This window comes from Gordonia sp. 852002-50816_SCH5313054-c (assembly GCF_001665925.1).
Classification (GTDB): domain Bacteria; phylum Actinomycetota; class Actinomycetes; order Mycobacteriales; family Mycobacteriaceae; genus Gordonia; species Gordonia jacobaea.
The window spans coordinates 36220-49220 of the sequence record NZ_LZTE01000034.1; the positions used below are offsets into that span (position 1 = coordinate 36220).

The 13001-nt window shown below is 64.0% G+C and carries 15 protein-coding genes and 1 tRNA gene; 3 read left to right on the plus strand and 13 right to left on the minus strand.

The window, feature by feature from the left end; translation table 11 throughout:
* The first annotated feature begins 48 nt into the window (after positions 1–48).
* Positions 49–1191: an acyl-CoA dehydrogenase family protein gene (locus A5788_RS06165; RefSeq protein WP_064869760.1), complete on the plus strand. Its 1143-nt coding sequence runs from the start codon at positions 49–51 to the stop codon at positions 1189–1191.
* Positions 1192–1209: 18 nt separating this feature from the next.
* On the opposite strand, the gene A5788_RS06170 is transcribed toward A5788_RS06165, so the two are convergent.
* Entirely contained in the window at positions 1210–2046 is an 837-nt protein-coding gene (locus tag A5788_RS06170; protein WP_064869762.1) for a helix-turn-helix transcriptional regulator, read from the minus strand.
* Positions 2047–2232: 186 nt separating this feature from the next.
* Between A5788_RS06170 and A5788_RS06175 the strand changes: the two genes are divergently transcribed.
* Positions 2233–2976 (plus strand): SDR family oxidoreductase, encoded by a 744-nt coding sequence (locus A5788_RS06175; protein ID WP_064869764.1) that lies wholly within the window; start codon positions 2233–2235, stop codon positions 2974–2976.
* A 27-nt stretch (positions 2977–3003) separates the two neighbouring features.
* On the opposite strand, the gene A5788_RS24035 is transcribed toward A5788_RS06175, so the two are convergent.
* The 10 genes from A5788_RS24035 to orn form a co-directional block, all read right to left on the minus strand.
* Positions 3004–3165, minus strand: a complete 162-nt coding sequence (locus A5788_RS24035; protein ID WP_197494508.1) for a hypothetical protein — start codon at positions 3163–3165, stop codon at positions 3004–3006.
* Positions 3166–3201: 36 nt separating this feature from the next.
* On the minus strand, positions 3202–4380 hold the full coding sequence (locus A5788_RS06180; RefSeq protein ID WP_064869766.1) for a PE-PPE domain-containing protein: 1179 nt from the start codon (positions 4378–4380) through the stop codon (positions 3202–3204).
* Between the two features lie 132 nt (positions 4381–4512).
* Positions 4513–4953 carry a winged helix-turn-helix transcriptional regulator gene (locus A5788_RS06185; RefSeq protein WP_064869768.1) on the minus strand — a complete coding sequence of 147 codons (441 nt, stop codon included), beginning with the start codon at positions 4951–4953 and terminating at the stop codon, positions 4513–4515.
* Between the two features lie 3 nt (positions 4954–4956).
* Positions 4957–5703: an alpha/beta hydrolase gene (locus A5788_RS06190; RefSeq protein ID WP_082937944.1), complete on the minus strand. Its 747-nt coding sequence runs from the start codon at positions 5701–5703 to the stop codon at positions 4957–4959.
* Between the two features lie 160 nt (positions 5704–5863).
* On the minus strand, positions 5864–6457 hold the full coding sequence (locus A5788_RS06195) for a hypothetical protein (protein ID WP_064869772.1): 594 nt from the start codon (positions 6455–6457) through the stop codon (positions 5864–5866).
* Positions 6458–6563: 106 nt separating this feature from the next.
* On the minus strand, positions 6564–7190 hold the full coding sequence (locus A5788_RS06200; RefSeq protein WP_064869774.1) for a response regulator transcription factor: 627 nt from the start codon (positions 7188–7190) through the stop codon (positions 6564–6566).
* Positions 7187–8353, minus strand: a complete 1167-nt coding sequence (locus A5788_RS06205; protein ID WP_064869776.1) for a sensor histidine kinase — start codon at positions 8351–8353, stop codon at positions 7187–7189. Before A5788_RS06205 ends, A5788_RS06200 begins: the two co-directional genes overlap by 4 nt.
* 5 nt (positions 8354–8358) lie before the next feature.
* Entirely contained in the window at positions 8359–8976 is a 618-nt protein-coding gene (locus tag A5788_RS06210) for a TetR/AcrR family transcriptional regulator (protein ID WP_231894178.1), read from the minus strand.
* A gap of 181 nt (positions 8977–9157) precedes the next feature.
* Positions 9158–9233, minus strand: a tRNA-His gene (locus tag A5788_RS06215).
* 103 nt (positions 9234–9336) lie between these two features.
* A complete protein-coding gene (orn, locus tag A5788_RS06220; protein WP_049700886.1) occupies positions 9337–9936 on the minus strand; it encodes an oligoribonuclease in 600 nt (199 codons plus the stop codon).
* A 112-nt stretch (positions 9937–10048) separates the two neighbouring features.
* Between orn and A5788_RS06225 the strand changes: the two genes are divergently transcribed.
* Complete coding sequence (locus A5788_RS06225; RefSeq protein ID WP_064869910.1) at positions 10049–11620, plus strand: helicase HerA-like domain-containing protein; 1572 nt, start codon at positions 10049–10051, stop codon at positions 11618–11620.
* A gap of 23 nt (positions 11621–11643) precedes the next feature.
* On the opposite strand, the gene A5788_RS06230 is transcribed toward A5788_RS06225, so the two are convergent.
* The gene (locus A5788_RS06230; RefSeq protein ID WP_156525454.1) at positions 11644–12294 is read right to left on the minus strand and encodes a hypothetical protein; all 651 of its coding nucleotides are present in this window, start codon (positions 12292–12294) and stop codon (positions 11644–11646) included.
* 129 nt (positions 12295–12423) lie between these two features.
* Positions 12424–12999, minus strand: coding sequence for a peptide deformylase (gene def / locus A5788_RS06235; RefSeq protein ID WP_064869780.1), 576 nt, complete (start codon positions 12997–12999; stop codon positions 12424–12426).
* Positions 13000–13001 lie beyond the last annotated feature (2 nt).

A 13001-nucleotide genomic window follows, 5' to 3' on the forward strand; every position in this document is an offset into this window, starting at 1 on the left:
TGTTACGATCGGCGGTGACATAGTTTGCCGACGATCGAGGTGTACAGCATGGCCGAGCGCTCCCCGTGGGAAACCGACGACCTGACAGCGGTGCGCGATCTTGCTCGCAGCTTCTGCGAGAAGGAGATCAAGCCGAATATCGAGAAGTTCATCGAGCAGCACCACGTCGACCGTGAGCTGTGGAACAAGGCCGGTGACCTCGGCCTGCTGTGCATGTCGATTCCCGAGGAGTACGGCGGAGGCGGTGGAACGTTCGCCCACGAGGCGGTGCTGATCGAGGAGCAGGCGCGCATCGCGGACTCGTCGTGGGGCGCGAGCCTTCACAACGGGATCATCGCCCATTACCTCCTCGCCTACGGGTCGGAGGAGCAGAAGCGCACCTGGCTCCCGAAGATGGCGTCGGGCGAGGTCGTCGGGGCCATCGCCATGACCGAGCCGGGCACCGGATCGGACCTGCAGGCCGTGAAGACCAAGGCGATCCGCGAGGGTGACGAGTACGTCATCGACGGCTCGAAGACCTTCATCACCAATGGCGGCCAGGCCGACCTCATCATCGTCGTCGCCAAGACCGACGTGAGTGAGGGTGCCAAGGGAATCTCGCTCGTCCTCGTCGAGGCTGATCGTCCCGGGTTCAGGCGTGGTCGTGTGCTCGACAAGGTCGGGCAGCGCGGGCAGGACACCTCGGAGCTCTTCTTCGACGGTGTTCGCGTGCCGACGTCGAACCTGCTCGGCACCGAAGAGGGGCAGGGCTTCATTCAGCTCATGCAGCAGCTCCCGCAGGAGCGTCTGATCATCGCCGTCGCGTCGACCGCCGGAATGGAGGTCGCGCTCGAGCACACGCTGGCGTACACCAAGGACCGCACCGCATTCGGCCGACCCATCTTCGGTTTCCAGAACACCAAGTTCAAGCTCGCAGAGGTTGCCACCGAGGCGCGTATCGCCCGCGTGTTCACCGACGATTGCATCATCAAGCACCTCGACGGCAAGCTCGACATCCCGACTGTCGCGATGGCCAAGTGGTGGACCAGTGAGCGGGCGATGGCGGTGGCCGACGAATGTCTGCAACTCTTCGGTGGCTACGGGTACATGAACGAATACCCGATCGCGCGCATGTGGGCCGATCAGCGGGTGCAGAAGATCTACGCGGGCACCAACGAGATCATGAAGGAGATCATCTCGCGCAGCCTCTGAGGCCGAGTGGTTGGCGGTTCAGTCGGCGAACGCTGCGAGCATCGCCAGTTTCTCGTAATCGGACGAGCCCGGCACCGCGGTGTAGACCAATAGTGCTTGAGCGGTGCTCGGATCGAACAGCATCTGGCACTGCACCTCGATGACGCCGAGCGAACCGTGCACGATTCGCTTGTCGGTGTCGGTCAGCGTGACGCCGACATCGTGCCGGTGCCACAGCTCCGCGAACTCGGTGCTCTCGGCGAGTAGTGCGTCGGCGACTTCTGCTGCACGCGAGTGTGGTCCGAGCCGCGTGACCGCCTCCCGCAGTCTGGCCGTGTGCGCCCGCGCATGCAGGGCGTGATCCTCGGGGAGAAAACGCGCACGGGTGTCGGCGTCGGTGAACCATCGATAGGCAAACGATCGGCTCAACCCGGTGAAGACACTGTCGTCACCGACGAGCGCGGCAGCCAGCGGGGTCTGTACGAGAGTCTCTCCGGCACTGTTGACGACCATGGCCGGAGTGTCGGTGAGGCGGTCGATGATGCGCAGCATCCCGGGGGAGATGTGATCATCCCGGCTGAGGTGGTCGGGCGCGTTGTGTCCTGCCAACCGGAACAGGTGGTCGCGTTCGGCGAGGGACAGGTGCAGTGCCCGCGCGATGGCCGTGACCATCTGGTCCGACGGCTGCGGCCCACGTTGCTGTTCGAGTCGCGTGTAGTAGTCGACGGACATTCCTGCGAGCGCCGCGACCTCCTCGCGCCTGAGCCCCTGTGTCCTGCGGCGTTGTCCGACGCCGAGGCCGACGTCGGCGGGTTGCAACGACTCCCTGCGCCGACGGAGGAACTCGGCGAGGCCCGCTCGATCGACGGTGCTCACCTTGCTCGCTTCGAGGGCATCGGCTTGTCAGTCATCTCTCCAGGGTGACCGATCGGACGGAGGTGAACCAGGGATCGTCGGTCCCCGGATATCGGGTGCCTTGTCGGCGTCGTACGAGAGGAGTGAACTCGGAGTCAGAACCGAGGAACGGCGCACGGCCGGACCACACGGCAACGAGGAGACGACATGAAGACAAGCGGCAACACCATTTTCATCGCGGGCGCGACGTCGGGCATTGGACTTGGTCTCGCGCTGAGGCTGAAGGAGGCGGGCAACACGGTCATCATCGGCGGGCGTCGTAAGGAACTTCTCGACCAGATCGTCGCCGAGCACCCCGGGATCGAGGCGGTCCGCATCGACACCACCGACACCGACGACGTCACTCGCGCGGCCGCGGAGGTGACTCGACGTTTCCCGGAACTGAACGTGGTCGTCGCGATGTCGGGGATCATGCGGGCCGAGGACCTCACGACTCCCGACTTTCTGGAGACCGCGGCTCTGGAGGTCGACACAAACATTCTGGGACCGCTACGTCTGGTCGCGGCCTTCACCGATTCGCTGGCCGGTAAGGACGGGGCGACGTTCATCACGGTGTCGTCGGGTCTGGCGTTCACGCCGATGGTCGGCACCCCCACCTACAGCGCCACGAAGGCGGCCATCCACTCGCTATCGGAGAGCCTTCGGATTCAATTGGCGGACAAGGGTATCGCTGTCCTCGAACTGGTCCCGCCGGCCGTGCAGACAGACCTCATGCCCGGACAGGCCGACGCCGAGTGGGCCATGCCACTCGACGAGTTCCTCACCGAGGTGATGACACTGCTGCCCACCTCGGAGCGCGAGATACTGGTCGAGCGGGTCAAGCCGCTGCGGTTCTCCGAGGTGTCGGGTGAGCACGACCAACTTGTGACGATGCTGGCCCACCTCGGTTGATGATGGCCGCACCCGGGTTGGCCGAGGTCACTTGCGATCTTTGATGATCTTCTTTACCTCGTCGGCGTCGATGTTCTTGGCTATGAGCTTGCCGCTCTTGGACTTTCGCACTGAGTACGTGTCCTTTTTCTTGCCCGGCGCAACGTGGAGCCCCGACTTCTTCGCGGCCTTGTTCAGATCTTCCAGCACGGGTGCAGATCGTAGAGCATGAAAGTGAACACCGCGCTACGACGCTGCGCCCACCGCTCCCGCGGTCTCAGCTGCCGTGTGCGAGGTGTCCTTGGCTGAGGCATCGGGGTCTGCGGTTGCGTCGGGCACCGAGGTCGTGTGAGGCGTCGCCGCAGGGGCCGCTTCGTTGTTGCCGACCGCGCTCGCGGACTCAGATTGCGTGACTTGCGTTGTCTGCGAAGGCGCGTCGGAAACGGATTTCGAGGTGCTGGTCGTCGCGGGTTGCGTCGTCGGCGTCGTTGCGAGGGAGTAGGTGGTCGGGGCGGTCGCGGCGAGTGGGGCCGGCGCCGTCAGAAGCGCCGTCGGGCGCTGCGACGTCGCGAGCTTGCTCGAGACGGTGACAGAGTTGCTGCTCCTCGACGACGAGGTGGGCGATCCCTCGGGTAGTGGAAACACCGGTGTGGTCTGCGGAGTGAATCCGCTCCGGTCGTACCCGGCGTCGACGATCTTCTTGAGCGCGGGATTGAGCTGGTCTGCCAGAGCGTTCAAGCCCAGCATGCGCAGGGGTTGAAGGAGGGGGAGATTGTCGGTCGGCACGAGCACGTAGGTTGTGTCGTCGACCGTCTTCACCAGGTTGCGGGGATCGTTGATGTCGACGCCGGTGTAGTCGGTGTGAATCAGCAAATAGCCCGCGAATGCGTTTGCGACGGCCAGAGCGTTGAACGGATTGGTGGGGAAGTCGGACTCCAGGTCGTACTCGCGACTCACATCGATGACCCGATACCCGGTCTTACTGGGAGTCGAGGCCCCGCCGGTCGCCCGCGAAAATCCGCCGCTCGCACGTTGCGGATTTCCGAACACAACGAACGTGAGATCGTCGCGGCTGGGAGCATCCGCGTCGTGCGCGTGCGCGGCCACCCACATCGTGACGATGTATCCGGCCTGCGAGTAGGCCATCACGATCTTCTTGCCCGACGTCGAGGCGATCGCCTTCTGCAGGTTGACGGCTCCCTGCTGGAGCGCCACCGAACCGATCGACGCGGACGGGTATTCGACGGCCTTACACACATTCGGAGATCGGCAGAGGTCTCCGCGTAGTTCCTGGCTCATCGGGGTACTGACCACCAGCTGATTGCCTGCGACGGTCAGAACAGTCGCGGCAGAACCGTTCGGCGCTGTCGCGACAGCCGCTATCGTCGCGCTCAGAATTGCCGTTGCCGCCAGCCGATGTCGCATGCGCGCTCTCGATTCGTTGTGCGACGCGCCCGATGCCGCATCGCTGAGCGGAAACGGCCGACGAGGTGGGCCGATCTTCCTGGATCGAGACTTTAGAACGCCAAAGCGCAACGCGCCACCAGAGCGCGGAGATTACTTCGAGTCCATGGGGGCGCCGGGTGAGTGCTCGGAGCGCAGGGCGTCCATGAGATGCGTCCACGCCATCGGAGGCTCGTATGCGAGTTCAGCGACCACGTCGACCTTGTCCGGATCGGCCGGGCAGTGAGCCGCACCCCACTGCGCCATGGTGGCGACGACCGGGACGAGGTCGATGCCCTTGTCCGTCAGCGTGTACCGGGCCTTCTGTCGGTGCGTGGGATCGTCCTCGCGGGTGAGAATTCCAGCCGTCGTGAGTCGGTCGAGCCGGTCGGCCAGGATGCTGCTGGTGATGTGCTCTTCCGAGCCGCGGAGAAGTTCTCGGAAGTGCCTACGGTCGGCAAAGATGATGTCGCGCAGCACAAGTAAGGTCCAGCGGTCTCCCAGAATCTCGACAGCGAGGTTGATCGGGCATCGGGAACGATCTGTGGTGGCCATGCTTCACTCCTGTCCTTCTCCGTAGCGGACGACTTCACGGGCGATGAGGTCGACGACGTCGTCGGGCCTCGACAGCATGGGCCAGTGCCCGCTCACGAGATGCTCGACCCGCCATGCCTTCGGGACACCCGTTTCCGTCGCACGGCTTGCGGTCGAGATGTCCTCAGGCGACAGGGTGAAGTATGTCGTGGGCTGGTCCGAACTGGCGGTATGCAGCCGCGCGGGGTCGGTGACGGTGTGGCCCGGGTGCAGCGTGAATCGCTCGGCAAGTAACGTCCGGTCGGCATTGGTGAGGTCCCGTTCGTGTTCGAGCATGTGTGGCTCGGGTGGCAACCATACATCTCCCGCATCGACGATTGCCTGGCGCTCGTCCTCTCGTGCCGACGCAGAGTCTCCCCACCCGTCGAGCAGGGAACGTCCATCCTCGGGCATGAACCCTCCGAAGTGAACGAGTCCGACGACCTGAGCACCCACACGGTCGGCAACCTGAGCGGTGACCATTGACGAATATGAATGACCGACGAGCACAACGGGATTCGTGCGACGAGTGACAAGCGCGGCGACCTGATCGACGTGGTCTTCGAGATGGACAGCGGCGATGGCCGGCCGGGGCAGGTTGGTCTCGAGGCCGCGAAGGGTCACCGCCTCGGCTTCAATTCCTCTGCGGCACAACTCGTTTGCTGTTGGCTCCCACACCCAGGCTCCGGTCCATGCGCCTGGCACCAAGATCACGGTGGGTTGACTGTTCATCGTTGACACCTTTCTCTAAACTGCTCGTGTTTCGCGATCAGTTAAAGGCTATGGCAACTGATCGTGAAACACAACCAGTTGGCGAGGGGTCCGATCGCGGCGAAGGTTCCACGCATAGGGCAGTCAGGTGTGGGCATCCCGGTGGGGCCGGTCAGAAGGGTCAGAACCAGACGATCAAAAGCAGCGCGACGCCGAGGCCGAGGTCGAGCATGAAGCAGGCCTCGGCAAGTGAACGCGGCACAACCTTGTTTCGGACGAAGTAGACCACGTCCCAGCCCGAGTGGCCGATGGCGCCGAGTGCTGCCAGATACAGGGCGGCGACGGGATTCACCACCATGGCGGTGAGCGCGAGTGCGCTGAATCCTCCGAACGCCAGGGTTTGTGCCGTGAGTTCACGGCGGTCGATGTTGCCGCCGCGGAGGAAGCCGAAGGCGGCGAAACCGGCGCCCATGACCAGCAGGGTCGCGGTGGGGTCGAGTCCGGTGAGGCGTGCGAGGACGACGGCGATGCTTGCCACCGCGACCACGACCCAACCGCTGTGTTGACGGCCGATGGCACTCGCGGCCAGGTAGCACGTGGAGGCGATGACGATGATCATCGCGGTCACGTGGGAGTCTGCTCCGGTCGTGACGTTGAAAAACAGAGCGGCCAGACCGAGGAGTGAAGGCCAGCGCCCCAGGACATGGCGCCCTATGCTCCCGTTCTGGCCTGCGTTGTGGTGGCTGTGATTCTCGAGATGAGTTTGCGTGTTCATACTCGAAAGTCTCGGCCCGGCTCGTGCCCGGCCAACCCGTGAATCGGTCACGAATTTTCCGCGGAATTCCCGGGGCGGCACAGCCGAATCGAGATCGTGTTCGCGCTCACGGCGCAAAATCCACCCACCCGTTCTCGCGGGCTATTCGGTAGGCGCTGGATCGATTGTCGACGCCGAGTTTTCGATTGATGGTCGCGAGATAGTTCCGCACGGTGCCGGTGGAGAGAAAAAGCTCTCGGGCGACATCGCGGACGGCGCGGTCTTCTTGCGCGGCCGCGAGGACCTGGGTCTCACGTGCCGTCAGCGGTGATGGTCGCATGGTCAACGCGTCTGCGGCGAGTACCGGGTCGACGTAGCGTTGCCCCGCGTGGACTCGCCTGACGACATCCGCGAGGGCGGTGGCGGGCGCTCCCTTGGCCAGGAAGCCTCGTGCGCCGGAGGCAAGGGCGGTACGCAGAGCATTGGGGTGCCCGTGGCCAGTGAGTATCACCCCGGCGCACTGCGGGAGTACCCGCTGCAGCTCTCCGATGACCCCGAGGCCATCCGATTTCGGCATCTGTAGATCGACAACGGCGACTTCGGGCGTATGGAGCACAGCACGTTCGACCGCCTCCCTGCCATCGCGTGCGATGGCGACCACGCGCAGGTCGGCCTCCCGCTCGAGTAGACCCACCAGCGCCTCCCGGATCAGCTCATCGTCCTCGGCGAGGAGGACCCGGATTGACTCGTTCACGGCGCATTCCCGCTGTCGCGGGGCGATGCCAGGCTCAGCTCGAAGCGGTTCTCTCCGATGGGACCTGCGACCAGACTCGCGCCCATGACTGCGCATCGCGCCGACAGCGCGGCGAGGCCGGTTCCGCCGCCTGCGCTCGTCTGTGACGTTTTTCCTCCCGCCCCATCGTTGACTATCCGCATGGTCACCATGGAGGTCGTGGCGGAAATCAGAATCGACGCGGTACGAGCGTCGCTGTGGCGCAACAGATTTGTGACGGCCTCGCGAACGACCATCGCCAGAAGGTTGGTGATGGGTGGCGGGATGAGGTCTGGCTTCTCGACGTCGATCGTCGTGTCGATTCCGGCCGAGTCGAGCACGAGCCGTGCGGACCGAAGTTGAGTCGGGAGATCGATGGCGGATTCTCCATGGATCGCGCGTCGTGCTTCGTGAAGCGTTCCGTTCGCGAGTTCACGGATGCTCTCGCTTTCCGCAGCTGCTCGGTCGGGATCTTGCCGGGCGAGATCGGCTGCGAGCTCGGCCTTGAGCGCGATGACTGTCAGACGCCGCCCGAGCACGTCGTGCAACTCGCGGCCCACGCGTAACCGCTCCTGTGCGGCTGCGAGTTCGGTGTGGGCCTCCCGACCATCTTGAGCTGCCAGCCACAGGCGGTGAATCCAGACCAGGACATGACATGTCGCCCACGCGGCCAGGGCACAGCCGAGAGCCGTGAGAAGGCTCGGGATCGGCGACCCGTCGAAGATTTCGCCGCCGAGTGCCGCGGCGCTGCCGAGTATCACCGCCGCGATCACGCCACAGTGCCAGGTGAGCAGCGCACAGGCGGCGATGGCGAACCCGGCGAGCCATATCCAGGGCGTTTCACCCGTCTCCGTCCACAGGTGAGTCGGCGTCCACAGCGCTGAGCAGACGATGATCAGCAGCGTCGTCTTCTGAATACCTGCGGCGAGCACGGGTGCGGGTTCGACCGCGTTGCGCAGAACGGTCAACAGAGCAAACCCGTACAGGATGAGTCCAGCGCCGTATGCCACGGCGAGCGGTGCCGTCGGGGGCGCGGTGGACGACATCGCCATCATCGGGGCCCACCCGAAACTGGTCATCAAGAAGCCGAGGACGATCCAGCGCGGACTTCGCCACGGCGGCAGGACGTCGATGAGTCGGGACATGATCGTCAGTCCGCTGGTGGGGCAAATGCGGGTTGAAGGATGGCATTGATGAAATGAGCCGCGTCCGAGGGATCAAGCCTGCCGGCGGTGATCTCATCGGCGGCGGCGTTGATGACGACGTGGGTGGTGGTCAGTAGCCAGCTCACCGGCAGGTCATCCCGGAACCTGCCTTCTCGCTGCCCTCTTTCCAGCAGGTTGCGCATGCGTGCTTCAACCGTCTCGTGCAGCTCGCGGATTCGAGCAGCAGGCAGTTCCTTCTGGGCGGCGGCGAGGAGACCACGGGCCTGATCGACGAGTGTCCAACTGGATTCGACGAGGCGGCCGAGGGCCTCGGCGGGATCATCGTCGAGCGGCACTTCGGAGAGCACGTCGTCGCCTCGCTTCAGACTCTCGACCACGGCCGCCTCGATGAGCTCCGCGCGGGTCTTGAAGTGCCCATAGAGGGTCATCCGGCCGACGCCGGCTTCGGCTGCGATGTCCGCGATGGAAGCGTCGGGATTCTTACGTAGAGCGATGGGAGTGGCCATTAAGATCGCGCCGCGGTTGCGTTGGGCATCGGCGCGTTGGTTGCTGGGACGGCCTTCCCTGCTCATCGCAGCACCGGTGTGGTCCGTCGCGCTCACGTAGACCAACTCCTATCTCGTACGGGGAGATACGGGTTAGCATAGCCGGATACTCGTACACGGGTGCTTGATTTGGTCTCTGGCACGGCCGGCGTCCAGATCCGCCGAAGTCGCAGAAACGAAAAACGAGGTCCAAACCCGGACAGGGATTTCCCTGTCGCAGGTCTGAACCTCGTTCTTTTGGGGTGAGCGACGGGACTCGAACCCGCGACAGCCAGGATCACAACCTGGTGCTCTACCAACTGAACTACGCTCACCATCGGCATCGGAAACCCAGGAAGAACACTGGGTCCCAGAGCCAAGGTCATACTCTAGCGGTTCGGACGCTCCGAACTCCAATCGGTTGACTGACCTGTGCGTTCAGGCCGGTCCGAGGTCTTTGACGATCGTCGCGAGGGTATCGACGTCGGGGCCTGGGTCGGGGACGAAGGCCGCAGCGCGGTAATACCGGAGTTCGCGGATGGACTCGCGGATGTCGGCGAGGGCACGGTGCGCGAGGCCCTTCTCGGGCTGATTGAAGTAGATGCGCGGGTACCAGCGTCGAGTGAGTTCTTTGATCGAGCTGACGTCGACCATGCGGTAGTGCAGGTAGGCGTCGAGTTCCGGCATGTCCCGAGCGATGAAGCCCCGGTCGGTCGCGATGGAGTTGCCTGCAAGGGGGACTGCGCCCGCCGTCGTCACGTGCGCGCGGATGTAGTCGAGGACCATTGCCTCGGCCTCCGGGACGGTGATGGTCGAGCGTCGGACTTCTTCGGTCAGCCCCGAGTCGGCGTGCATTTTGGTCACGACGTCAGGCATCGACTCGAGGTCGGCGTCGTCGGCGTGGATGACCACGTCGACGCCGTCGCCCAGAATGTTGAGCTCACTATCGGTGACGAGGGCGGCGATCTCGATCAGTTTGTCCTTCTCGAGATCGAGGCCGGTCATTTCGCAATCGATCCACACCAGTTTGTCCTGCACGCATCAACCTTAGCGGGCGGCGTTCCACGGCTATTGTTTGCTGTAGTGCACCGACTGCCAGTGCTTCGACCGATGTCGTGCTCAGTCAATCAACCGCCGGAAGGACATGTTCGTGACCGATCCCACCCAGGCCGCCCAGACGATCGCGCAGGGCTACCAGTTCGATTCGACTGCGCTTGAACTCGGCACGGTATCGGTCGACGGCCAGGTCGATTCGACAGCCAAGGTTCGTATCCCGCTGGCGATGATGAACCGTCACGGGTTGGTGGCCGGGGCGACGGGCACGGGTAAAACCAAGACTTTGCAGCTCATCGCAGAACAGTTGTCGGCCAACGGCGTTCCGGTTGTGATGGCCGACATCAAGGGCGACCTGTCGGGGCTGAGCCGACCGGGGGTGTCCAACGACAGGATCACCTCACGGGCGTCACAGACCGGCGACGACTGGTCGCCGACGGCGTACCCGGTCGAGTTCGTGTCACTCGGATCGCAGGGGATCGGGGTGCCGATACGCGCGACCATCACTGCCTTCGGGCCGATTCTGCTCAGCAAGGTGTTGGGACTCAACGAAACTCAGGAGTCGACGCTGGGCCTGATCTTCCACTGGGCCGACAAGAACGGGCTGGCCCTGCTCGACCTCAAAGACATCCGGTCGGTGATCGCCTACCTGACCAGCGACGAGGGTAAGCCAGAACTCAAGGCGATCGGCGGCGTCTCCACGCAGACCGCGGGAGTCATTCTGCGTGCACTGACGAATCTCGAAGCGGCAGGCGGCGATACGTTCTTCGGTGAGCCCGAGCTCAATCCGAAGGACCTGCTGCGGCTCGCGCCGGACGGCCGCGGCATCATCACACTGTTCGAGCTGGGAGACCAAGCCGCCAACCCGGTGCTGTTCTCCACGTTCCTCATGTGGATCCTGGCCGACCTGTTCGAGTTCCTGCCCGAGGTGGGCGACGTCGACAAGCCCAAGCTCGTCTTCATCTTCGACGAGTCGCATCTGCTGTTCAACGACGCGTCGAAAGCCTTTATCGGCCAGGTGGTGCAGACGGTCAAGTTGATCCGGTCCAAGGGTGTCGGTGTGTTCTTCTGTTCGCAGTTGCCGACCGACATTCCCAACGATGTGCTGTCCCAATTGGGCGCGCGAGTCCAGCACGCGCTGCGCGCATTCACCCCCGACGATCAGAAGGCACTCAGCAAGACGGTCAAGACCTATCCGGTATCGGACGTCTACAAGCTCGATCAGGCACTGACGTCTCTGGGGACCGGCGAGGCGATCGTGACCGTGCTGTCGGAGAAGGGTGCCCCGACGCCGGTCGCGTGGACGGTCATTCGTGCGCCCCGGTCGTCGATGGAAGCTGTTGCGGCAGAAGAGATCACGGCAGCGGCGAAGGCGAGCCCGCTCTATCAGACCTACGGCACGGCGGTCGACAACGAGTCGGCATACGAGAAGCTTGCCGCGAAGATGCTCTCGCCGGGCGAGTCACCCGACGCCCCGGCACCGACTCCGCCCGCACAGGCACCTGCGCCGACGCCGGCACCTGTGCCCGCTCCCGCGCCCGAAGAGCCAGGCATGATCACCGAAATCCTGACGAGCCAGCCGATGCAGAGCTTCCTACGTAACGCTGCCAGCCAGGCCGGCCGCGAGTTCAGCCGAGCCATCTTCGGTACCGGGCGTCGTCGACGCTGAGGACGCCCGGCACCGCCTGAGCGTCACTCCTTCAGTTCGACCGTCACCGCATTGCCCGGCCCGGACGCGATGGGATTGAGCAACGGCGTGAGTGCGCCGCAGCCTGCCAGCGGTGGGATGGTCAGATCGCCCTTGAGGGTGAGGGGTGCGAAGAAGTCGGTGCCCTCCTCCTCGGAGAAGGGGATTTGGCCGGTCAGCACCAGTTCAGCAGGGGTGCTCGTCGTACACGGAGCCCCGACGAGATTGAACTCCTTGATCCCGAGCGGTTCGATCCGCTGGATCTGAATGTCGAGCTTCTGAGTGACCTTGACGTCCATCGGTCCCTGGCCCGTCGGCGTGGCGTTTCCGGTCGCTGGTCCGTCGGGGATCATCTTGATCTGCAGCGTCGCGATGCGTAGGTCGGCCAGTCTCCATGCGGCACGTGTCTGTGCCGGCTCGATCTTGGATTCCAGTGTGAACGGTGGCATCGACTCGGCTTTCGTCCGCTCCGTGGTTGTGAAGACCACGTCGACGCCCAGATTCTTGAGGTGAGTGGTCACCGTCGTGTGCTTGTGGTTGATGTAGAGCGAAGGGGCCGCCTCCACGTGTGCGGAAGTGGCGAAAACGGCTGCGGCAGTTGCAGATAGCGTTGCGGCCGTGATGACTGTCCGACGTAGACGGATGAAGCGACGCATGAGACCTCCTGAGAACAAGTCAGCACCTACCTATGAGTAAGTTCTCAGAAACTAGCACTGTGTGATTTGGCTAACTATCAGATTCTCGAATTGTCCCGGTAAGGGCGGAGCCGGTCATCGCAAGTCGAATCACAGCATCGATGACACGGGCCAGTCGTCGGGATACCGATCGGCAACCTCATCGGCGTCGCGGAAGAGTCGTTTGCGAGCCTTGGCGGTCAGGCGATCGCCGAACACCATGCCGCACGTGTGGTCGGTCTCGTGCTGTAGACAGCGGCCGAGTATCCCGCCCGCTGTCACGGTGACCGGTTGGCCGAATTGGTCGACGCCTCGACACGTCGCGACCTTCGGACGGGCGAGATCCTCATGGGCACCCGGCAGCGAGAGACATCCCTCGCCCAGCGTCGCGAGTTCCCTGTCGCGGCCCTCGGGGAGTTCGAGCTCGGGATTGCAGATCACGCCCGTACGTCGCCTGCCTGTCTCGTCGCCGCAGTCGTAGACGAATACGGCGAGGTCAACGCCGATCTGGGCCGCGGCAAGACCCGCACCCGGTGCCGCGGTATTGGTGGCGAACATGTCGGCGATCAGATGCTGGAGATCGTCGTCGAAGTCGGTCACCGAACGGGCAGGCGTATGCAGGACAGGGTCGCCCCACCGCACGATCGGGCGCGGCGTGCCGATGCGGAGCAGCTCTTCGAGTGGCATCG

Bases quoted from the DNA above. Each gene is read 5' to 3' on its own strand.
- A5788_RS06165 (WP_064869760.1), top strand. From the start codon at position 49: ATGGCCGAGCGCTCCCCGTGGGAAACCGACGACCTGACAGCGGTGCGC.
- A5788_RS06175 (WP_064869764.1), top strand. From the start codon at position 2,233: ATGAAGACAAGCGGCAACACCATTTTCATCGCGGGCGCGACGTCGGGC.
- A5788_RS06180 (WP_064869766.1), bottom strand. From the start codon at position 4,380: ATGCGACATCGGCTGGCGGCAACGGCAATTCTGAGCGCGACGATAGCG.
- A5788_RS06185 (WP_064869768.1), bottom strand. From the start codon at position 4,953: ATGGCCACCACAGATCGTTCCCGATGCCCGATCAACCTCGCTGTCGAG.
- A5788_RS06190 (WP_082937944.1), bottom strand. From the start codon at position 5,703: ATGAACAGTCAACCCACCGTGATCTTGGTGCCAGGCGCATGGACCGGA.
- A5788_RS06195 (WP_064869772.1), bottom strand. From the start codon at position 6,457: ATGAACACGCAAACTCATCTCGAGAATCACAGCCACCACAACGCAGGC.
- A5788_RS06205 (WP_064869776.1), bottom strand. From the start codon at position 8,353: ATGTCCCGACTCATCGACGTCCTGCCGCCGTGGCGAAGTCCGCGCTGG.
- A5788_RS06230 (WP_156525454.1), bottom strand. From the start codon at position 12,294: ATGCGTCGCTTCATCCGTCTACGTCGGACAGTCATCACGGCCGCAACG.
- def (WP_064869780.1), bottom strand. From the start codon at position 12,999: ATGCCACTCGAAGAGCTGCTCCGCATCGGCACGCCGCGCCCGATCGTG.